Source organism: Streptomyces sp. NPDC090798, from assembly GCF_044768965.1.
Taxonomy (GTDB): domain Bacteria; phylum Actinomycetota; class Actinomycetes; order Streptomycetales; family Streptomycetaceae; genus Streptomyces.
Map to the genome: position 1 here is coordinate 33,683 of NZ_JBIVXA010000023.1, position 20,906 is coordinate 54,588.

The window sequence follows — 20,906 nt, forward strand, 5'->3', positions numbered from 1 at the left end:
GGGGTCACAGGTACGTTCTGCGGACCAATGTGGCCCGCCGTTCGCTGGGTCCGTGACCGGTCACCACGACCGTGGCCTGAGGGGTGGGCCGTTCCGGAACCCCGGCCGCGACCGGGCGCCCGTCGGCGGGCTGGTCGACGGTGCGGAAGGACGGCGGGAACGGCGCCGCCCGGTCGATCAATCCCGCATAGAACTCCAGCCACTTGGCCTGGTTGAAGGCGACCGCCGCGGTGATCCGCCCGCGGTAGCCGTAGACGGCGACGAAGCGGCGCTCGGCCACCGATCCCTGGGCGATGACGACGTGATCGGCGTGGGTGGGGACGCCGACGGACTTGATCTCGGTGCCGAACTGGGTGGACCAGAACTCCGGCAGCGCCAGGTGCGGCCAGCGCTCACTCTGGGTGCTGATCATGTTGTGCGCGGCGATCCCCGCCTGGGCGACGGCGTTGCCCCAGTGCTCCAGGGCGAGGTACTGGTAGTCGTAGACGGGGTGGGGGCAGCGGGCCACGTCGCCTGCGACGAACACGTCGTCGGTCACGAGACCGTTGACGTCGACAGCGCGGCACCCCGCATCGCACGCCACGCCCCAGCCCCCTGCCGCCAGCCCCGAGCCTTCCAGCCATTCGACGTTGCGGATGCTGCCGAGAGCGGCCACCGCCACGTCGACGTCCAGAGTGCTGCCGTCGGACAGACGGGCGCGCCGCAGCCTCCCACTGTCATCGCCTTCCAGCGATTCGACTCTGACGCCGCACCGCAGGTCGACGCCGTTGTCGCGCTGCATCTGCGCCGCGATCCCGCCGATCACCGCGCCCAGCGCCCCGGCCAGCGGGGCCGGCCCGCGCTCGAGGACGGTCACCGGCAGATCCAACTCGCGGCAGGCGGAGGCGACCTCACAGCCGGTGAACCCGGCACCGATGACCAGTACCCGACTGGGTCCGGCCGCCAGCCGTTGCCGCAACCCTTCCGCGTCTTCCGGGGTGTGCAGCGCGAACAGCCCGTCGAGCGCGGCCTCCGCCTCGTTCGGCCACGGGCGCGCCCGCACTCCGGTGGCGATGAGCAGCCGGTCGAATCCCACCTTCGCGCCATCGGCCAGCAGCACCTGTTTGCCGCTCAGGTCGAGGCCCGTGGCCGCGACCCCGAACCGCCAGTGCACGTCGAGCTCCTGGTGGCGGGGCAGTCCGGTCCGCCGCGCCGGAACCTGGCCCATGAGGACCTGCTTCGACAACGGTGGCCGGTCGTAGGGTGCGTGACGCTCGTCCCCGATCACGGTCAGCGAGCCGGTGAAGCCCTCCTGGCGCAGCGTCCGAGCAGCCCGCAGTCCGGCCAGGGACGCCCCGACTATGACGATGCGCCCCGTACGCCTGAACGCTTCCCCGGGGCCGGGGGCGGCCACGTGCGTCTCGGGCGTGGGCTCCCGGATCCGGGTGTCGTCACGGTCGAGGAAGATGGCCTGGACCGGGCAGGCCGCCGCGGCCCGCACGATCTTCTCCCGCTGGGCGTCGTCCGGATCGGTGTCGTACAGCAGCGCCTCGTCCCCCTGCATGACGAACACATCCGGCGCGGCGAAAGCGCACTGTGCGTATCCCTGGCACCGAGTGAGATCCACGACAACCTTCATGTGGACGCCCCTTCCGAGCCCTGCGGATCGGCGTTTCGTCCCACGCCCGCGTACGGACGCCGTCACGTCTGCTCTTTCAGTGGATCACGGCACGCCCGGGGCCGCACGCGCAGGAGTCCCTGAGGGAACTGACCGAGACCATGGGGCCCGGGCCGGCGCCGTGGGCTCGTGCCGGCGGCTCCCTGATCACGGCCCGGCGGGGTTCTTTCCCCAGACGAAGACCTCGGTGCCCGGAAGGCGTTCGGAGAATCGGCCCGACGGGGACACCTCCCGCAGCAGGCGACGCAGGTCCGACTCGAAATCGTCACGGCGCGCGCCGAACAGGTGCGGAGCCGAGAACGACATCGAGAACACCCCCGCGACGACGTCATCGCACGTGCGCTCAAGTGCCTGCCCGCCGGGAACGACATGACGCTGAGGACCGGAGAATCCCGCGCGCGTGAGCACCGCCGCCTCGCCGCCGGGCGTGCCCTGCGGCAGCACCCCGCGCCCGGCTCGTCGTACCGGTCCGAGATAGTGCCTGACCAACTCGTCCATCGCGGGAAAGGGCACCACGGGATATGAAAGGCCGTCGTCTGATCGACGCTCCGTCTTCAGATCCGAGATGTGCACGAACGCCCCGCCGGGCAGGAGCATGTCCCTGATGGTCGCCGCCACCAGATCCTGATCCATCCAGTGGAAGGACTGGCCGAAGGTCGCCACGGTGAACGTCCCAAGCCTTGCGGGCAGGTCCTCGGCCCGGACCCGCACCCACCGCGACTTTCCGCTCACCCCCGCCTCGGCGGCTCCGCGCTCCGCTTCGGAGAGCATCCCGCTGTCCGGGTCCACACCGACGATCTCACCGAACAGGTGCGCCAGACTCAGTGCCAGGGTGCCCGGTCCGCATCCCACATCGATCAGGCGCCCTCGACCGTCGAGTCGCAGAACCTCGGCGAGCACATCCGCGAGACCGGGTGCGAACGGGAGCCTTCCCCGCTGGTAGTAGGGGGCCGTCCCCGAGAACAACGTGTCGTCCCACTCCCAGCCGGCCACCACCGCCACCCTTCACAGAGACACAGGATTGCCCGACGGCGGTCGCCGCACCGGTCAAGATAGCGAACGCGCGGACTGCCCCCGCTGATCCGGAAGCGGCCGGGGAACCTTGCGACTCCGACAGCTCCCGACCCAGCGGTGGTCGTCAGCGCAGACTATGGGACTGCACTGACAATCAACCCCGGACGTGCACGCTGTGAACCGTGATCGGCCAGGCAGCTCCTACGGGCGTTGGCCGATGCGGTCGACCACAGCGATTTGCTGGAGGCCCTTCGTTTCGAAATACGGGTTGGTCTCCTGCCAATGACCGTGCACCAGCTTGACTGTGCTGCCTTTTAGCCGCATGCCCAGATATACGTAGGTGTCGCGGTCGAAGAGGAAAGTGAAGTCGATGCCCGGGTAGGACACCCCAACTCCCCGGCGGCCGAGGATGTCCACCTCGTCGCGGTCGACGCGCACCCGCGGGATGCCGGCGAGTGCCCCGAACGCGGCGGCCTGAAGCCCTGGCGGCATCACCCGCGGTCCCTGCATGAGCAGACACGCGTCGAAGAACGCGTCTCGGTCCGTCTGCGGAGTGCTCTTCTGTCCGTGGCGGAGCGTTTCGAGGAGCTTGTCAGGGTCTGTGGGCAACTTCTTGAGTTTGGCGTAGACGGTGGGCGGCCACCGCACTTCATGCTTGGTGAGCGGCGGGTCGTGGTGGACCTTTCCGTACTCGTGCCGGAGAGAGGGCTTGGAGCCGTCGACCGACATCCAGCTCTCGTCCGTCCAGGTGCGTGTCCTGCCGCCCTTCCGGGGTGTCCGTGCGATGTAGGTCCTGGTGTAGAAGTACTGGTCGTCGCGCGGGATGGGCAGCCGGCTGCGGTCGGCTCTTGAGGCGTCCGCGGCCTTCTGGAGGATCTGGGCTGCGCTGAGCATGGTGAGGTTCGGCGTGCCCTCATGGTCGCCGTCTCTCGTGACCGCGACGGCGATACCAGCCACGGCTGTGGCGGCAGCGCCGACGAACGCGCCCCGCAGAACGAGGCGTCGGGAGAGTCGGCTTCTCGTGCTCCGACGCGTTTCATGGTCGATGGCGCCGAGCAGGCGGGCCCGAGCCGCAGCGCGTGCCTGCGGAGTGAGCTGGAGGTTGTCGGCTTCCCACTCCCGCAGCTCAGTGAGGTCATCCATGATCGTGCTCCTTTTGGAGTGCAGCCGCGGAGGGGGCATCCTGGGCGCCCGCTGTCTTGCGTAGTTGCGCACGTGCCCGGTGCAGGCGTGAGCGCACGGTGCCGATGGGGATGCCCAAGGACTCCGCGGTCTCCGCGTAGTCGAGGTCGCCCCAGGCGACGAGGAGCAGCACGTCACGGTGACGGGCGGGCAACCTCGCGAGCGCGCCCGCCAGCGCTGCCGAGGAGCGTTCGGCGCTGACTCTCTCGGCGACTCGGTCCTCCATGGGCTCGCCTTCTTCGCTCTCCTCGCTGGATGCCAGGGAGGCCGCACGTGACATGGCACGCAAGCGCCGTGCCTCGGCTCGCCGGTGGCGTCCGACGAGGTTGGTCGCGATGCCGTACAGCCATGGACGTGCTTGGGCCTGAGAGAGGTCGTAGCGACGGCGCTGCTGGAACGCGATCACAAACGTCTCGGCCATCAGATCATCGGCCGCATCGACACCCAGCCGCCTGGCCACATAACGGTGGATGTCGCCGGCGTGGCGGTCGAACAGTACGGCGAAGACGTCCGGCGTCTCCCAGGACTCCTTGACGACCAAGGCGTCGGAGGCAGGCTCGTTGTCGTCCCGGGTGCCGTGCCAGGCGCCGATGCCCGGCGACAGCGTCACCAGTTGCCCCTTCGGTTCATGTACTTCCCTTGAAGTCGTTCGCATGGACACCAGTGGTTCGCCGATGACCTCGCACGAGTTCCACATCCGCGATGTGACGTGAGCCACATGCGAGATGGCTCTGTGTGGTCGGCTCGCCCCGGGGCCGGCCGATCGCGTCGAGCACCTCGCGGTGATCGCGCACGGCGTGGCGCCCCGCGCATCACAATCGGCGTCGCGCAAGTCGCCACCAACTCCCGTCGTGGGGGTGGCACTGAGCCGTTGGCGGAGCCCCGTGGTCTGCCCGGACGCGGACGGCGTGAATGCCTACGTAAAGTCCGAGTACGCGAGGTGAGTTGCGCAGACGCGGCATCGGAAGAGGTAGGCGGTGGGCCGGCCGTCCTTGTCCAAAGTGCTGAGGTGGTGCTCCACTTCGTCCGGAGGCCACCCCCAACCGACGGCCTCCTTTCGGAGCGTCTCGATCGCGTCGGGATGGGCGGCGAGTTCGGCGGCCCCGACCGCGCCGAGGAACGCCGCGCCGTCATCGCAGTGGAAATACCACTGAGGGTCCTGCCATGCGGGAAATCCCGGCGTACGGCTGTCCACCGCCACGAATACCTCGATCGGTACGTCGTCGCCGACAGCGCCTCCCGTAAAACCGGCCTCGTGGCGGCCGGCAGCTGTTCCGTCCGCTCGTCGAACTCAGCCCCCGGGAACGGCGACAGATCGTCACCCTGCCGCCGACCATCGCCAAGCTGACGGCGGTCAAGCACCTCATGCTCCACGGTCGAACCGCTCCGGCGTTCTTGACCAGGTCCGCCCGCCGCACCGAGGGTGCCGGCGGGGAGGGGTTCGGGTTCGGTGACGCCGAGTACGGCGCCGATGCGGCCGCTCACCAGCTCGGAACAACTCCGTGTCCTCGGCTTCACCGGCATCGAGGACGCCCCGGGTGACGGGGCCGCGGTGCCGTCAGCCGATCCGTGCCTCGCCGTACGGCACCAGCCGCACCGGCCCGAGCAGCCCGTACGCCTGACGCGCCGTACCGCCGTAGACCGCGGGGTCGCTGACCCGCAGCCGGTTGGAGAGCGGGGTGGCGACCTCCACCTCGATGACATTGACCCCGCGCTTGAGCAGGTCGCCCAGGTCCACCACCGGATGGATCTGGTCCACGGGGTCGAGGCGGCGACCGTTCACGGTGACCCGGCAGGTGTCGGTGACGGTGCCCAGTTCAAGGTGGGCGCCGTGGCCGCCGGTCCAGCCGTCGTCGAGGGTGACCGTGGTGCGGTAGCGGCCGATTCCGGAGACGTCCGCGAGCTCGGTGATCTGCGACCAGGGCAGCAGCGTGTCGAGGGTGAGGTCGTGCTCGACGACGGTGGTGCGGCAGGCCGTGTCGCCGGGCCGCCAGTCCTGCACGTGCAGCTGCCAGGAGGCGAGATCCATCGGCGCGGGGACCCTCTTGACCGTCGTCCGCACGGTGCGGCCGCAGGAGAGGACGGTGCTGTACGTGCCTGCCGTGGTCGACCGGACGGTGAGTCCGGCGTCGGTGAAGCGCACCTCGTCCGCCTCGCTGTCGACCGCGTGTGGACGGCTGCCGGTGCGGTCGCCGAAGAGCCCCGGGCGGCCGAGGGCCAGCATCAGGGTCTCGCCGGGCTGGAGGACGACGCGAGCGGTGACGGTGTCGCCGTCCTCGGTGTAGCGGGCGAGGCGCTCGGCCTTTCCGGTCCACGGGTCGAGGAGGTAGGGCACGGCGCCCGCGGTCGTGCGGCGCAGGGTGACCTCGTGGTCGATCGAGGCCACCGGCGGTTTGACGGTCTCGGCGTGCTTGCCGTTGCACAGGTAGTAGTAGTCGACGCCGTCGGCCACGCGATGGGCGTTGAGCAGGGTGGAGGAGGTCGAGTAGCGGACGTCCGGCACCACCCCGAGGTCGGCGAGAGCGGTGGGGACGGCCGACTTGTCGGCGACCTGGCGGACCAGCGGCTGGGCCAGCAACTCGGTCACCACGGAACGCAGTTCGTCGCTCTCGCCGCTGTCGGGGACGCCGGGCGGCACGACGGCGTCCCAGGCGCCGAGCAGCACGACGGGCAGTCCGGCGTGGGCGAGGCGCAGCAGGGCGCGGGCGTCGGCCAGGGCCAGGGTGACCGTGGAGCCGTAGAAGAAGTCGCCTTCGACGAACAGGGCCTTGTACGCCGGGCCTTCGGGTGCGAGGCGCCCGTGGCGCACGATGGCGGCGGGCAGGTCGAGCAGCGGGCCGCTGAGGAACTGGTGGGTCCAGCCCAGGGGGATGCCCGTCGCGGTGAACCAGGAGGCGCCGATGCCGGTGGCGGTGTACCCGGTCTGCCGGAACACCGCGACGTCGACGCGCGGACGGCCGGTCTGCAACACGTGGTGAACCCGGCCCAGATACCCCGACACGTCCGCGACGTGTCGCCAGGTCGGATGCCGCGGGCCCCAGGACTCTCCATAGCCGACCGTCCCCTTGTACGGGGTGAAGGCGGCGTATCCGGGCCAGTTCGCGCCCGGCAGCTCGGCGTAGGAGAAGCCGTGGACGACCGTCTGGTTGACTCCCGCGGCGTAGGCGCCGCCCATGGTGCGCAGGAACTTCTGCCAGGTGGTGTTGTACGCGCCGCCCGCGTAGGCGCCTGCCTCGCAGGACAACACGGTGTGCCCCGCCATGTCTCGGCCGCCCGCCAGACAGCGGTAGTCGTCCAGGTTCTTGAAGCCGAGGGACTCGCCCTCGGGGATGTCCAGGAGCGCGGCCGAGGCGATCGCGTCGGTCTGCAGACCGTAGGGCTGGGAACGCAGTTCGAGGCCGAGGGAGTGGGCCCAGGTGCGCAGGGCCGTCACATGGTGCCGGTTGAAGAGGACGGACACCGTCTCCCAGAAGTCGTGCCGGATCTGCCGGGTGACGGCGGCTTCGAACGCGAAGACCTGGCTGCCGTGGTTGAGAATCACGGCGGGCAGCAGCGGCAGCAGGGAGCGGCCGGTGTGGGCGAGGAACGCGTCCGGGAGGCCGGGCGTCCACTGGAGCCCGTCGGTCTCCAGCTCGATGGAGTCCTCGAACAGCGCCCCGCCGGAGACCTTGAGCAGGCGCCGGACGCTGGGGGAGAGGAGGTGCGCCTCCCAGAAGTCGGTCACCGCGCGTGTGCCGGCCTCGCTGAAGTGGTCGACCACGTACGCGGCCGGGGCGGTGTGCGGGCCGCCCTCCGGAGTCTGCCCGGAACCGCGTACCCAGTAGGAGATGATCGCCCAGCTGCCGTCGTCGGGCGCGGTCCAGGTGAGCGTGCCGTCGGTGACGGCTCCGGTGAGGTCCCGGACCGAGTCCAGGTCGAGCCCCGTCTCCTTGCGGGTGGAGTTCGCGGTGTTCACCCGGGCGGCCTGGACCAGGAGCAACTGCTGCCGGGTCACGCCCGAGGCGGCGGCGTAGACCGGGGACGGCACCGGACCGGAGTAGGCGGCTCCCGCCGTCAACGTGGCGGTTCCGTAGGCGAGTTCCTTGACCGCGGCCTCGCTGTCCGGTGTGATGCCGGGGACCGCCGCCGGCCAGCTGGGGCCGATGGTCAGATCGACGGTGAGGCCGCGCCGGGCCGCCTGGCCCAGTGCCGCCTCCACTCCCGCCACCCACGCGGCGCTGCCCCAGCCGTGCCGCGCGGTGTCCAGGACCGAGGAGTCGGTGACGCTGTGATGGACCGCGGCTATCTCGGCCCCGCCGAAACCGGCGTCGGCGATCTGGTCGATCTCCCGTCTGATCTCGTCGGGCCGCACGAGGCCGTCGGGCCACCACCAGCGGAACTTCGGCCGTACGGCGCGCCCGGGCGTCGCGAAGGGCGGACCGACGGCGGTCGAGGCACCCGCCACCGCGGGCAGGCTCCAGTCGAACGCACCGGCCGCGGCCGTGGCGACGGCGGCTGTGAGGAGAGCGCGGCGGGGAAGCCCCGAGCGGCGGGCCGGGGTGACGTTGCTCATGGATCTCGTCCACTCTCTCGGAGGGCAGCACAGACAGGACCCCTTCGGGGCCCATGTCTTTGAATCGTTTAAATCCTCCGGGAAGCTACGGCCCCGGATCGGAGAGCGTCAAGATCCGTGCACACCGTCGACCACAGTCGCGTCTGGTGGCGTGCCCGAGCTTCGCAGGCGGACATGAGGAAGTTGTCAGGGTGTGGGAAGACCCTCTCGCCTCCCCTTTTCCGGGTTGCAGGCGCTTACTATCGGCCGCGTGTGCGCACATGTGCTGGTCGCTGAGGATGACGAGAAACAGGCGGAACTGATACGCCGCTCACTGCTCCAGGAGGGACACACCGCGACCGTGGTCCACGACGGCGGGGCCGCGCTCGACGAGGTACGGAGGCACAAGCCCGACCTCGTCGTCCTCGACCTGATGCTGCCGGTGATCGACGGCTTCGGGGTGTGCCGGGTGCTGCGCCGGGATGACGACATTCCCGTCCTCATGCTCACCGCCCGCTCCGCCGAGGAAGACGTCCTGCTCGGCCTGGAGCTCGGCGCCGACGACTACATGACCAAGCCGTACAGCCCGCGCGAGCTGATGGCCCGTATCCGCACGGTCCTGCGGCGCAGCGGGCGCCCGGCCGACGAGCAGGACCGGGCCGTACGGGTCGCCGGAATCACCGTCGACCCGGTCCGGCACGAGGTGCACTGCGACGGCGCGCGCGTGGAGTGCACCCCCGGCGAGTACGAGATCCTGCGCGCCATGACCGCGGAGCCCGAGCGGGTCTTCTCCCGGCGGCAGTTGCTCCAGTGCACCCGCGGTATCGACCGGGCCTCCACCGAACGGGCCATCGACGTGCACATCATGAACCTGCGCAAGAAGATCGAGCCCGATCCCCGCAGACCGGTGCGGCTGCTCACCGTGTTCGGCGTCGGGTACAAGCTCAGCGGCGGGCGCGGGTGAGCTCCGGCATACCGCTGCGCAAGAGGCTGCTCGTACGGCTGATGATCACCTCGGTGCTCATCGCCCTGTGCTCGGTGGCAGCGACGGCGTGGCTCGCGGTGCAGACGACGACCCGCGCCATCCAGGAGGAGCAGGGGCAGGCCCTCGCCGACGACACGGACATCCTCCGGCAACTCAGCGGATACGCCGCCACCCACCCGAGCTGGTCGGGCGTCCAGGCCACCTGCACCGGCTGTCGGCCGCCACGGGGCGACGGATCGCGCTGACGACGGCGGACCGTACGCCGATCGCCGACTCCGCCAAGTCCCGCACCGCCCTGCCGCCCGGGGCCGCCGCCACTGTCGACCCCCTGCACACCGACACCTACTCGGAGCCCGGGGCCCAGCTCAGCGGCGTCGATCCGCGCGCGGTCGGTCCTTACCGGCTGACGCCCCTGGAGCGGGCACGGCTGGGCAAGCTGGCGACTCTGCGGCAGAAGTGCGCGGCGCGCAACGGCGTCGACACCACGATCACCTGGACGCCGAGTGGTCGGCCCGTCCTGTCGGACGAGAACGGGATCCTTCCGAACTCGACCGTGCCCGAGGTGTGCGCGGACGGCCAGCTCAACACCCTGACCCACACCGAGGAGACGGCGCTGACCACGCTGACGAGCCTCGCCGAGGCATGCCTGCGGCGCGTGGACCTCGCTCTGCCCGCGAAGGGGTTCATCTCGCTGGAGTTCTCCAGCCAGGCCCCGCAGCCGCAGTTCGTCCTGGAGGGAAGGAGCTTGGGCGGACATCCCACGGCGTTCGAGGCGAAGGGGAACGAATGCATCGCCGAAGCGCGCCGCGAGCAGCTCGATCCCGATGTCGCGCCCGTCGCCGAGCTGTTCCTGGGCACGGGGGACAGCGCCGTCCCGCACTTCGACATGTCGGACGCCAACAAGGCCAAGGTGGTCGGAGTCACCGGTCTCGTCCTGGCCCTCACCGTGGCCGTGACCGCGCTGGTCGCCACCCGACTCGTACGCCCCTTGCGGGCGCTCACGCTGGCCGCCCAGCAGCCGTTGGAACAGCATGTACGGGTGCCCGTCACCACCCGCGACGAGACGGGCATCCTGGCGGTCGCGTTCAACGAGCTGACCGAGCGCCGGCAACGGATGGAGGCCCAGCGCAAGGCTATGGTCAGCGACATCGCGCATGAACTGCGCACCCCGCTCACCAACATCCGTGGCTGGCTGGAGGTGACCCGCGACGGCATCGTCGACCCCGATCCGGAACTGCTCGCCTCCTTGCACGAGGAGGCGGTGCTCCTCCAAAGGGTCATCGACGATCTCCAGGACCTCGCCGCGGCCGACGCGGGTACCCTCACGCTGCACCCCGAGGCCGTCCGCGCCGACGAACTGCTCGCACAGGTCGCCGCGGCGCACCGGGTGGGCGCGGAGGCGGCGGGCATCGGGCTGCGCACGGGGACGGACGGGACGTCCGCGCCGGCGGGGAGCGGGACTCCGTGGCTCGACGCGGATCCGGTGCGGATGCGGCAGGCGCTCGGCAATCTGGTGTCCAACGCGATCCGGCACACACCGGACGGCGGCACGATCACCCTCTGCGCCCGGGAGGAGCAGGGCCAGGTCGTCCTCGAGGTGGCCGACACCGGCAGCGGTATCGCCGCGGAGGATCTGCCCAGCGTCTTCGACCGGTTCTGGCGGGCCGAGAAGTCCCGCAGCCGGCGTACCGGCGGCAGTGGGCTCGGCCTGTCCATCGTCCGCCAGCTCGTGGCCGCCCACGGCGGTACCGTCGCCGTGGCGAGTGAACTCGGCGCCGGTTCGGTCTTCACCCTGAGGCTGCCCGGCACCGATGCTCCGGTTGACGCGGAGGAGAACCCCTGACCTGCGCAGGGTGGTGGTGGCGGTACCAGGATCCGCGTTCCCCCTCACAGGAGGGATCTGGTTGCCCCGACGTCCTGGGAGCACTGTGGTCACATGAACACCACCAGGATGCCGGGGGCCAGAATCCGTGTCACGCCCCTGCGGTCGCTCGCGGGACGCACCTATGTCCCGCGCCGCGGAAGAAGTGGAAGAGGCGCGGAGAGGTCACGAGGGTCGGAAAGTCAGGCTCCAGCTGTCCAGGCGGCCGGGGTCGACGGTGAAGACGCCGGGTGTCGTCCGTGACGCGGTGCCTCCAGGCGCCGTCGGCGGGGAGTGCCGAGGCGTCGGCGTCTTGGCCGCGGAGTTCTTGAGGGAGACGGCCGGTGTGAAGGCACCGGCCGTCGTCGGCGTGCCGGAGATCGGCCCCGGTGGCCGGGTCGGTCGACAGACCGGTGGGCAGGCGTGGGTGGCGCTGCGCAGGCCCAGACCGGGGCCGGGCGGACCGTCGTAGGTGGGGCTGTCGTAGTCGACGCCGTTGATGGCCCGCTGCCCGCTGCCCTCGGCGAGCTCGCCGATCCGGTGGTCGGGCACATCGTCGGGGGCTGTCGGCGAAGAACTCCACGGCCGTGCCCATGACGTCGCCGGTGGCCTCGTTCAGACCGCCGGACTCACTGGAGTGCGCCAGGTTCGCCGTGGCGGACCTGGCGCCGTGTGTCATCTCGTGCGCGGAGATGCCGAGTTCGGTGAGCGGACGCCCGTCGTCCAGTCCGTCCCAGAACGCGTTGGCGTAGTTGCTGCTGTAGCGCACGCGGGAGAAGGCCCCGACCCCGTCGTCGGCTCTCCTCACCGTCGCAGCCGCTACGGCGGCCTGGGTGGTCCGTACGGTCGCGACGGCGGACACGTGCCGCCGGACGGAGGCGACACGGCCACTTCCCGACCGTGGGAAGTGGCCGACGCGGAGTTCCTCAGCGGAATACGTTGTCGGAATCGTCCCAGATCGAGGGCTCGCTCGGCGTGTACTCCCGCGGCACCCTCGACGAGGTCTGGTACATCGCGTCGATCTCGGCGGCGAAACGCCGTGAGACGGCGTCCCGGCGCAGCTTCATCGACGGGGTCAGCAGGCCGTTGGTCTGGTCGAAGGGTTCGGAGAGAACACGGAACACCCGGATGGACTCGGAGCGGGACACCGTGCTGTTGGCCGCGGCGACGGCGCGTCTGACCTCCTCCCGCAGCTCGTTCTCCTCCCGTGCGTCCCGTGCCGAAGTGCCCCCCTTGGACCAGGCCCCGCGCCAGTGCGCGAGGAAGTCTGGGTCAAGGGTGATGAGGGCGCCCACACACGGCCGGTTGTCGCCCACGACGACCGCCTGATGGATCAACGGGTGGACGCGCAACCGCTCCTCGAGGGCCGCCGGAGCCACGCTCTTGCCGCCGCTCGTGATGATGATGTCCTTCTTGCGGCCGGTGATGGCCAGATACCCCTCGGCGTCGAGGTGCCCGAGGTCGCCCGTCGCCAGCCAGCCGTCCTGGAACGCGGCGTACGTCGACGGGGGATCGTTGACGTAGCCCTGGAACACCGAGGGCCCCCACACCAGGATCTCCCCGTCCTCGGCCACCCGGATGTCGGTACCGGGCAGGGCGCGGCCGACCGTTCCGAACTTCTCGCGGCCCACGGGGTGGGCCGTGACGCCGCCGCTCGTCTCGGTGAGCCCGTACCCGTCGTGGACGAAGATCCCGATGCCCGCGTAGAAGAGGGCGAGTTCACGGTTGAGCGGGGAGCCGCCCGACACCGCGCCGCACACTCGTCCCCCCAGGGAGGCCCGCAGCTTCCGGTAGACGGTCTTCTCGTAGAGCGTGTGCTGCAGGCGCAGGTCGAAGCCGGGGCCGGGGCCGGTGCCCAGTCGCTGGCGTTCGGTGGCCGCGGCGAAGTCCTTCGCTGTCTGGACGGCACGCTCGAACAGGACTCCGCGGCCCGTCCGTTGCGCGGTACGCAGGAAGTTCTTGTAGATCTTCTCGAAGACGAACGGAACGGCGTAGAGATAGGTCGGGCGGAAGGAGAGGAGCGCCGCGGAGAGCGTCTCCTCACTGAGATCGGGCTCGTGCCCCAGCAGGATGCCGCCCCGCAGACAGAGCCCCTGGACCATGATGCCGTACACGTGCGAGAAGGGCAGGAAGGCCAGGATGGCGGGCTGCTCACCAGGGGGAGCAGTCGTGTGTCTCCAGCCCGCGAGGAGGGTGTCGCAGGGGCTGGCGAGGTTGCGGTGGGTGAGGGCACAGCCCTTGGGGTGCCCCGTCGTACCGGAGGTGTAGGCGATGACCGCAGTCGAGTCGGGCAGCACGATGCGGCGCAACGAGTCCACCGTCGTCGTCGGGATCGCCCGGCCCCGCTCGACCAGCTTTGCCAGGGCCCCGGTGTCCAACTGCCAGACGTGGCGCAGCGCCGGGAGCGACGCGCACGCCGAGCCGACCGTCATGACGCCCTGCTCGTCCTCGACGACCACGGCGACACAGCCCGCGTCCTGGAGGATCCACGCGACCTGCTCGTGCGACGAGGTCGGGTAGATCGGCACGACCTCGGCGCCCACCGCCCACAGCGCGTAGCTGAGCACGGTCCACTCGTAGCGCGTACGCACCATGACGGCCACCCGGTTCCCCGGACGCAGGCCGGACACCACCAACCCCCGGGCCAGATCGACCACTTCGTCCCACAGCTCGACCGCGGTCACCGTCGTCCAGATGCCGGGATCGTCGTCGAGACGGCGTGCGATCTGTGGCAGCTCCGGCTCACGGCGAGCCGTTTCGAAGAGACTGTCGGCGAGTCCACCCTGCATCACTGTCGCAGCCGGTGAAGGATTTTCGAACGCGTGCATCGCCGCTCCAGAATTCTCCCCGACATGACCTCACCGAGGGGCTCCGGTGCCGAGGATTCACGAATCTAGCCCAGTCCGACCACGACTGTGCCGGATTCAGGCAGCAGTTCGTCTACCGATGAGGTTACGGTCTGATCAGGGACCTCCCACGCTCGGGAGTCGGGCATGGCTGAGCTCCGTGCGCGGCCGGGCGGGGGGTGGCCGCGCGGTGGCACGCGGCCGGCCCCGGTCGGGACGGTCAGGACGGAGCGGACGGTCTGCGGGGCGGCGGCAACGCCCGCAGCAGCTTCCACAGCGGCTGCGATCCGGCCGCCCAGGAGGCGAGCAACCGGCGGTCCACGAGGTGCGGGCGCTGCTGCTCCGCGAAGTCCCGGGCGGGCGTGGTGATCCGCCCGTTCGGGTCATGGCGACGGCCGCGACCGAGGCCACTGTCAACCCCAACAGCTTTGCTTCCGCCTTCTGTCGACGCCTGCTCGGTCGCCGCTGACATCGAGTAGGGAAGGCTTCCGGTCATGCGCGGCTCAGGAGCGCCTCCCGGGAGATGAGGGCGGTCGAGCCCGGTGCCGTACAGGCGTGGGCGCCCGCGATCGCCCCGAGCCGGGCGCACTCCCGCACGTCCCGGCCGGCGAGCCTGCCGTACAGGAAGCCGCAGACGTACGCGTCACCCGCGCCGTTGGAGTCCACCACCGGAGCGGACGGGACAGCCGCCGGAATGTGCCGCGGATCGGGGCCGCCGTCTTTGGTGAGGACCCAGGAGCCGTCCGCGCCCGCCGTGGCGACCACCGTGCGGGCCCGCCCGGCGCGCAGGATCTTCCGCATCAGCGCGGGGGTTTCGTCGCCCACGCCCGCCGCGCTGAAGAAGACGAGATCGGAGCGGAGGGCGAACTCCCGATGGTGGTCGGCGAGGCCGTCCCAGTCGTGCAGATCGGTGGAGACGGGGACGCCGAGGTCCTCGATGTCGTCGTAGAGGAAGCGCCCGAAGTTCATGATGGAGAGGTGGACGTGGCGGGCGCGCCGTAGCCGCGGCAGGTAGAAGTCCCGTGGCATCCGCAGATCCGCCGGGTCGCGGCCGTCGTAGAAGGACATCCGACGGCCGGACGCGTCCACCAGGTTGACCGCGCGCCGCGTTCCCGCGGGAGAGATCAGCGGGAGGAACTCGACACCGCCCTTGGCCATCCGCTCGCGCACCTGTGCGCCGATCCAGTCGTCACCGATGCAGTCGAGCAACCCGACCTTGAGGCCCAGCGCCCGGGTGCCGAGGGCGACGTTCCCTCCGGTGTGACCGGGCCACTCCTCGATCGGGCCGACATGGAAGGAGTCGGCGAGCGGGACCGGCAGGGTGTCGACGCGGACGATGGTGTCCACGCCGCTGCCGCCGATCACCAGGACGTCGTATTTCCCGTGCTGGTCGTATGCGCTGTACCGATCGTGGTCGCCGTTTTGACTGTTTTCCGCGTGCTGTGGGATCACAGATCCATCTGCCCTCTCCTTCCCCGCCGTTCCCAGTATGGCGGGCGGCCCCGCAACGTGGCGGACAGTGGGGCGGTTCACTTCTGCCGGAGTCTGTCGCCGAGCGCGTGCACATGGTCGGCGAGGCGCGGACCGTCGGCTGCCCTTCGACGACCGCAAGCGGGTTCTGGTGTGTGGGGGCAGCATCAAAGTGCCGCCCCCGTACCGACCGGCGTAGCCCTTGACTTCACAAGACCACCGCGCGACATTCCTGACTCCGCATCAGAACCGGGATGCCGAAGGCCTGTTGCTTCCCGGGGCCCAGCACCCTCGCCCATTCCTTCGCCCGGCTGGAGCGCCCTGCCATGTCCACAATCGCGGACCCTGCGAGACGTACCGAAGCCTCCCCCGCGTACTCCACCGCTTCCACCTCCGGACCTGGCCCGTCGCGTCGCCAGGTGCTGGGCGCGGCGACGGGAACCGGACTCGCGCTCGCGGCGGGTCTGCCAGGTGCCGCGGACGCGGCCGACCTGCCTCTGCTCGGCACGTACGACGTGGTGGTGATCGGCTCCGGAGCGGCGGGGATGACCGCCGCGCTGACGGCCGCGAAACAGGGGCTGAGCTGCGTCGTCGTCGAGAAGGCGCCCACGTTCGGGGGATCGGCGGCGCGTTCCGGGGCGGGCGTCTGGATCCCCAACAACCCGGTGATCCTCGCCGCGGGGGTGCCGGACACCCCGGCGAAGGCCGCCGCCTACCTCGCCGCGGTGGTCGGCCCCGACGTCTCCGCCGCACGCCGGCAGGCCTTCCTCGGCAGCGGCCCCGCCATGATCTCCTTCGTCATGGCGAACAGCCCGCTCCGTTTCCGCTGGATGGAGGGGTACAGCGACTACTACCCCGAACTCCCCGGCGGGCTGCCCGGCGGCCGCTCCATCGAGCCCGACCAGCTCGACGGCAACATCCTCGGTGCCGAACTCGCCCATCTGAACCCGTCGTACATGACCGTACCGACCGGCATGGTCGTCTTCAGCTCCGACTACAAGTGGCTCACGCTCGCCGCGGTCAGCGCGAAGGGCGCCGCCGTCGCCACCACCTGTCTGGCCCGCGGCACCCAGGCGGCCCTCCTCGGTCAGAAGCCCCTCACCATGGGCCAGTCGCTGGCGGCCGGTCTGCGCGCCGGACTGCTCGCGGCCGAGGTTCCGGTGTGGCTGAACACGCCGCTCCGCGACCTGTACCTGGAGAACGGAACCGCCACGGGAGCCGTGGTCACCAGGAACGGCACCCCGGGCCTGATCAGAGCCCGGCACGGGGTGATCGTCGGCTCCGGCGGCTTCGAGCACAACGCGGCCATGCGCGAGCAGTACCAGCGACAGCCCATCGGCACCGAGTGGACGGTCGGCGCCAAGGAGAACACCGGCGACGGCATCCAGGCGGGTCAGCGGGCCGGCGCGGCGCTCGACCTGATGGACGACGCCTGGTGGGGCCCGGCGATCCCGCTGCCCGACCAGCCGTACTTCTGCCTCGCCGAACGCACCCTGCCCGGCGGGCTCCTCGTCAACGCCGCCGGCGCGCGCTTCGTCAACGAAGCGGCCCCCTACAGCGACGTCGTGCACATCATGTACGACCGTGACAGCAGCGCGCCCGACATCCCGGCGTGGCTCATCGTCGACCAGAACTACCGCGACCGCTACCTCTTCAAGGACGTGCTGCCGACCTTCACGTTCCCCGACGCGTGGTACACGTCGGGCGCCGCCCACAAGGCCTGGACCCTCGACGCCCTCGCGGCACAGATCGGCATGCCCGCCGCCGCCCTCCGCACCACCGTCAACCGCTTCAACACCCTGGCCCGCAACGGCAACGACCCCGACTTCCACCGCGGCGACAGCGCCTACGACCACTACTACACCGACCCCGCGATCCTCCCCAACTCCTGCCTGGCGCCCCTGTGGCTCGCCCCCTTCTACGCCTTCAAGATCGTCCCGGGTGATCTGGGCACGAAGGGCGGCCTGCGCACAGACGCCCGGGCGCGCGTCCTGCGTCCGGACGGTTCCGTCATCCCGGGCCTGTACGCCGCCGGAAACGCCAGCGCGGCCGTCATGGGCCATAGCTACGCGGGCGCGGGTTCGACGATCGGCCCGGCGATGACCTTCGGCTACATCGCGGCGTTGGACATCGCGGCCGGCGCGGGCGCCTGAAGGAACTCGGGTGCCAGGCAGTCTTTGCGTGCTCAGTTGCGTTTCTTGGGCATTACGGGACGCGCGAGTCCGCTTCCGTACATGTTGCGCGACTCCTATGTCGGTGCATGGTTCGCAGGTTTCACATGCTCCGCACAGCCAGAGGAGAACCACCCGTGTTCCGACGTCCTGTCCGTCCCGTCGCCGCGGCCGCCGCCGCGCTCGCAGCCGTCGGCGGCCTCACCGCCACCGCGGCCGCCGCCACACCCGCTGCCACATCCACTTCCGCGCACTCGCCCGCGCACGTCGCGCGCCATGTTTTGTTGTTGTCGATCGACGGTCTGCACCAGTCCGACCTGGCCTGGTACGTCGCGCGTCACCCGAAGTCCGCTCTCGCGCGGCTCGCCACCGGTGGGGTCGAGTACACCCACGCGAGGACCACCGACCCCTCCGACTCGTTCCCCGGCCTGGTGGGCCAGCTCACCGGCGGGAACCCGGGCACCACGGGCCTCTACTACGACGACGGATACAGCTCGGCACTCCTCCCGGCCGGAACGACCCACTGTGCGGGCGCCAAGCCCGGCGCCGAGGTCGACTTCACCGAGGACCTGGACCGCAACAAGGACTCCATCGACGCAGGCCAGGGCCTCGCCGGCCTGCCCGGCAGCATCCTCAGGATGACCGGCGCCGCCCGCGGCCTCATCGACCCGTCGAAGCTGCCGGTCGACCCCAAGACCTGCAAGCCCGTGTACCCGCACTCGTATCTGAAGGTGAACACGGTCTTCAACGTGGTCAGAAAGGCCGGACTGCGGACCGCCTGGTCCGACAAGCACGTCGCGTACGAGATCCTCAACGGCCCCTCCGGCGACGGCGTCCAGGACCTTTTCGCCCCCGAGATCAACAGCCAGGCGATCGGCTACCCGGCAGGCACGGACTGGACGAAGGACAACGCGGCGACGGAGCAGTACGACGGTTTCAAGGTGAAGGCCGTCCTCAACGAGATCGACGGCTACGACCACGGCCGCACCCACAGGACCGGCACCCCGGCGGTCTTCGGCATGAACTTCCAGTCCGTCTCGACCGCCCAGAAGCTGCCCGCCTCCGAGGGGCTGACGGGCGGCTACGCGGCGAAGGGTGTCCCCGGTCCGCTGCTGGCCAAGAACCTGGCCTTCGTGGACCAGGAGGTCGGAGCGTTCCTCACCGAACTGCGCAAGCAGCACCTGGACGGCAACACGACCGTCATCCTCTCCTCCAAGCACGGCCAGTCACCGACCGACCCCAAGGCCCTGATCCGTATTGACGACGGCCCCCTGCTCGACGGCCTCAACGCCGCGTGGAAGAAGGCCCACCCGGGCGCCGGTGACCTGGTCGCCCACTCCGTGGACGACGACGCCATGCTCCTGTGGCTCAACGACCGCTCGCAGGCCGCCACCGCCTTCGCCAAGGCGTACCTGCTCGCCCAGTCCGGCACCGGCAACGACATCGCCGGCAAGGCCAAGCCCTTCACCGCGAGCGGCCTGAAGACCCTGTACGCCGGTGCGGCGGCCGCCAAGTACTTCCACGTCAAGGCGGCCGACTCGCGCGTGCCGGACCTGTTCGGCATCACCCGCTACGGCGTCGTCTACACCGGCGGCAAGAGCAAGATCGCCGAGCACGGCGGCGCCCACGCCGACGACCTCGACGTCCCGCTCGTCGTCTCGGGCGCCGCCACCCCGCACGGCGTGCGCGTCAGCGGCCCGGTGGAGACCACGCAGATCGCCCCGACGATCCTGCGACTGCTCGGCCTCAACCCCCGGTCCCTGGACGCCGTACGCGTCGAGCACACCGCGACCCTGCCGGTGCGCTGACCCCAACCCGGCGCTCCACAGACGGGACCGTCGCCACGACGACGGTCCCGTCACCCGGGTTGCGGGCCCATGGGACTGTCAGTGGTGGCTGCGAGACTGTTGGACATGATCGATTCGAATGCGAAGGCGGATCTCCTCCGCTATCTGCAAGCCGCCCGCGACGCCCTGCTGTGGAAGCTCGACGGGCTGTCGGAGTACGACATCCGCCGTCCGCTGACGCCGACCGGAACGAATCTGTTGGGGCTGGTCAAACACGTCGCCGGCGTGGAGCTGGGGTACTTCGGCGACACCTTCGGGCGGCCGTTCTTCGAAGAGCCGCCGCTCTGGTTCGCGGCCGACGCCGAACCCAACGCGGACATGTGGGCCGACACGGACGAGTCGCGCGAACAGATCGTCGGACTCTACCGCCAGGCGTGGAAGCACTCGGACACCACGATCGAGACCTTCGCGCTCGACACGATCGGTCGCGTGGCGTGGTGGCCCGAGGACCGAAGAGAGGTGACACTGCACCACGTCCTGGTGCGCGTGATCGCCGACACCCACCGGCACGCGGGCCAGGCCGACATTCTCCGGGAGTCCATCGACGGGGCTACCGGGATGTGGGAAGGCAACGACAGCATGCCCTCGGGCGATCGAGCGTGGTGGGACAGCCATCGAAGCCGACTGGAGCGCGTGGCGCGGGAAGCCGGCCGCGGCTGACGCCGCTCCACTGAGCCGTAACGCCTCGATCTCGGAAGTCAGTTCCACAAGGGAAGGTCGACCCATCGCTCGAATCCGTCCGGCTTCCCCTTGGTGTAGACGAGACTGATCTGGGTGTAGTGCGACAACTCAGGGTGCTTCTTCCAGGGCTGTGGGTCCTCGAGCCGCACGATCACCGCGTACGAGTGGAATTTCCCCGCGGCGCAGTACGGCTTGCAGTCGTTCACCACGTTGAAGCCCGTGGCCACCGCGGAGTCCGGGTGCCAATGCGACCACTGGAGCGAGGTGAGGCGGCTGTTGCCGTCACCGCACGCGAGGATGAAGTCGGTGGGGCGCACCTGCGCGTGCCAGAAGCAGTCGACGATCGCGGGCTGCCCGGCCGCCTGGTGCTTCACGGCGTGCGTGGACGGCGGTGACGTGGCAGGGGCGGAGGAGGCCGTTCCCGTGATTGCTGCGAGCGACACAGCGGCACAGAACGTGACCGCTGCCCTCACTGTGCGTTTTGGCATGTTCGCTCCCAGTCGCAATCGCTTTCGACCAGCAGGCCAGGCGCCTGGTGCGCCCCTTCTTGCGGCGGTCGGCTCCATTACTGACGCTACGACGCTGCCGGAGGATGCACCACTCGCACGGAGTAACGCGTGCTCCCTCCCAGCGACGAGGCGCCGGATGTCCACATCGCACC

General features: G+C 70.2%; 14 protein-coding genes and 3 pseudogenes. 5 read left to right on the top strand and 12 right to left on the bottom strand.

What is annotated here, in order from left to right; genetic code table 11:
- Nucleotides 1–4: 4 nt before the first annotated feature.
- The 6 genes and pseudogenes from ACIQTP_RS36620 to ACIQTP_RS36645 all read right to left on the bottom strand — a co-directional run bounded on the left by ACIQTP_RS36620 (nt 5) and on the right by ACIQTP_RS36645 (nt 8,405).
- Entirely contained in the window at nt 5–1,618 is a 1,614-nt protein-coding gene (locus ACIQTP_RS36620) for an FAD-dependent oxidoreductase (protein WP_403408108.1), read from the bottom strand.
- A 186-nt stretch (nt 1,619–1,804) separates the two neighbouring features.
- Nucleotides 1,805–2,653, bottom strand: a complete 849-nt coding sequence (locus ACIQTP_RS36625) for a class I SAM-dependent methyltransferase (protein WP_403408316.1) — start codon at nt 2,651–2,653, stop codon at nt 1,805–1,807.
- Between the two features lie 219 nt (nt 2,654–2,872).
- Nucleotides 2,873–3,814 (bottom strand): CU044_5270 family protein, encoded by a 942-nt coding sequence (locus ACIQTP_RS36630; RefSeq protein ID WP_403408110.1) that lies wholly within the window; start codon nt 3,812–3,814, stop codon nt 2,873–2,875.
- Nucleotides 3,807–4,463 (bottom strand): RNA polymerase sigma factor, encoded by a 657-nt coding sequence (locus tag ACIQTP_RS36635; RefSeq protein ID WP_403408112.1) that lies wholly within the window; start codon nt 4,461–4,463, stop codon nt 3,807–3,809. The genes ACIQTP_RS36630 and ACIQTP_RS36635 overlap by 8 nt, the downstream gene beginning before the upstream one ends.
- A gap of 306 nt (nt 4,464–4,769) precedes the next feature.
- Nucleotides 4,770–5,075, bottom strand: a pseudogene (locus ACIQTP_RS36640) (CbrC family protein); the annotation flags it as partial.
- 336 nt (nt 5,076–5,411) lie between these two features.
- Entirely contained in the window at nt 5,412–8,405 is a 2,994-nt protein-coding gene (locus ACIQTP_RS36645) for a glycosyl hydrolase (RefSeq protein WP_403408114.1), read from the bottom strand.
- A 250-nt stretch (nt 8,406–8,655) separates the two neighbouring features.
- Between ACIQTP_RS36645 and ACIQTP_RS36650 the strand changes: the two genes are divergently transcribed.
- Both ACIQTP_RS36650 and ACIQTP_RS36655 read left to right on the top strand, forming a co-directional pair.
- On the top strand, nt 8,656–9,348 hold the full coding sequence (locus ACIQTP_RS36650) for a response regulator transcription factor (RefSeq protein WP_403408115.1): 693 nt from the start codon (nt 8,656–8,658) through the stop codon (nt 9,346–9,348).
- A gap of 41 nt (nt 9,349–9,389) precedes the next feature.
- Nucleotides 9,390–11,212 (top strand): annotated as a pseudogene (locus ACIQTP_RS36655) (sensor histidine kinase).
- Nucleotides 11,213–11,416: 204 nt separating this feature from the next.
- Here the strand turns inward: ACIQTP_RS36655 and ACIQTP_RS36660 are convergent.
- The 5 genes and pseudogenes from ACIQTP_RS36660 to ACIQTP_RS36680 form a co-directional block, all read right to left on the bottom strand.
- Nucleotides 11,417–11,782: a hypothetical protein gene (locus tag ACIQTP_RS36660; protein WP_403408321.1), complete on the bottom strand. Its 366-nt coding sequence runs from the start codon at nt 11,780–11,782 to the stop codon at nt 11,417–11,419.
- A gap of 49 nt (nt 11,783–11,831) precedes the next feature.
- Nucleotides 11,832–12,092: pseudogene (locus tag ACIQTP_RS36665) on the bottom strand (hypothetical protein); the annotation flags it as partial.
- Between the two features lie 64 nt (nt 12,093–12,156).
- Nucleotides 12,157–14,058 (bottom strand): AMP-dependent synthetase/ligase, encoded by a 1,902-nt coding sequence (locus ACIQTP_RS36670; protein ID WP_403408117.1) that lies wholly within the window; start codon nt 14,056–14,058, stop codon nt 12,157–12,159.
- Between the two features lie 238 nt (nt 14,059–14,296).
- Nucleotides 14,297–14,572 carry a hypothetical protein gene (locus ACIQTP_RS36675; RefSeq protein WP_403408119.1) on the bottom strand — a complete coding sequence of 92 codons (276 nt, stop codon included), beginning with the start codon at nt 14,570–14,572 and terminating at the stop codon, nt 14,297–14,299.
- Nucleotides 14,569–15,444, bottom strand: coding sequence for a carbohydrate kinase family protein (locus ACIQTP_RS36680; protein ID WP_403408318.1), 876 nt, complete (start codon nt 15,442–15,444; stop codon nt 14,569–14,571). The genes ACIQTP_RS36675 and ACIQTP_RS36680 overlap by 4 nt, the downstream gene beginning before the upstream one ends.
- A gap of 428 nt (nt 15,445–15,872) precedes the next feature.
- Between ACIQTP_RS36680 and kstD the strand changes: the two genes are divergently transcribed.
- From kstD to ACIQTP_RS36695, 3 genes are all read left to right on the top strand, one after another.
- A complete protein-coding gene (gene kstD, locus ACIQTP_RS36685; RefSeq protein ID WP_403408121.1) occupies nt 15,873–17,699 on the top strand; it encodes a 3-oxosteroid 1-dehydrogenase in 1,827 nt (608 codons plus the stop codon).
- Between the two features lie 155 nt (nt 17,700–17,854).
- On the top strand, nt 17,855–19,525 hold the full coding sequence (locus ACIQTP_RS36690; RefSeq protein ID WP_403408123.1) for an alkaline phosphatase family protein: 1,671 nt from the start codon (nt 17,855–17,857) through the stop codon (nt 19,523–19,525).
- Nucleotides 19,526–19,630: 105 nt separating this feature from the next.
- Entirely contained in the window at nt 19,631–20,224 is a 594-nt protein-coding gene (locus tag ACIQTP_RS36695; protein WP_403408125.1) for a DinB family protein, read from the top strand.
- A 38-nt stretch (nt 20,225–20,262) separates the two neighbouring features.
- Here ACIQTP_RS36695 and ACIQTP_RS36700 read toward each other — a convergent pair whose 3' ends face one another.
- Entirely contained in the window at nt 20,263–20,733 is a 471-nt protein-coding gene (locus ACIQTP_RS36700; RefSeq protein WP_403408127.1) for a hypothetical protein, read from the bottom strand.
- Nucleotides 20,734–20,906 lie beyond the last annotated feature (173 nt).

Coding starts and splice junctions, on each gene's coding strand:
- ACIQTP_RS36620 (WP_403408108.1), bottom strand. CDS start 1,618: ATGAAGGTTGTCGTGGATCTCACTCGGTGCCAGGGATACGCACAGTGC.
- ACIQTP_RS36630 (WP_403408110.1), bottom strand. CDS start 3,814: ATGGATGACCTCACTGAGCTGCGGGAGTGGGAAGCCGACAACCTCCAG.
- ACIQTP_RS36645 (WP_403408114.1), bottom strand. CDS start 8,405: ATGAGCAACGTCACCCCGGCCCGCCGCTCGGGGCTTCCCCGCCGCGCT.
- ACIQTP_RS36670 (WP_403408117.1), bottom strand. CDS start 14,058: ATGCACGCGTTCGAAAATCCTTCACCGGCTGCGACAGTGATGCAGGGT.
- ACIQTP_RS36675 (WP_403408119.1), bottom strand. CDS start 14,572: ATGACCGGAAGCCTTCCCTACTCGATGTCAGCGGCGACCGAGCAGGCG.
- kstD (WP_403408121.1), top strand. CDS start 15,873: ATGTCCACAATCGCGGACCCTGCGAGACGTACCGAAGCCTCCCCCGCG.
- ACIQTP_RS36695 (WP_403408125.1), top strand. CDS start 19,631: ATGATCGATTCGAATGCGAAGGCGGATCTCCTCCGCTATCTGCAAGCC.
- ACIQTP_RS36700 (WP_403408127.1), bottom strand. CDS start 20,733: ATGCCAAAACGCACAGTGAGGGCAGCGGTCACGTTCTGTGCCGCTGTG.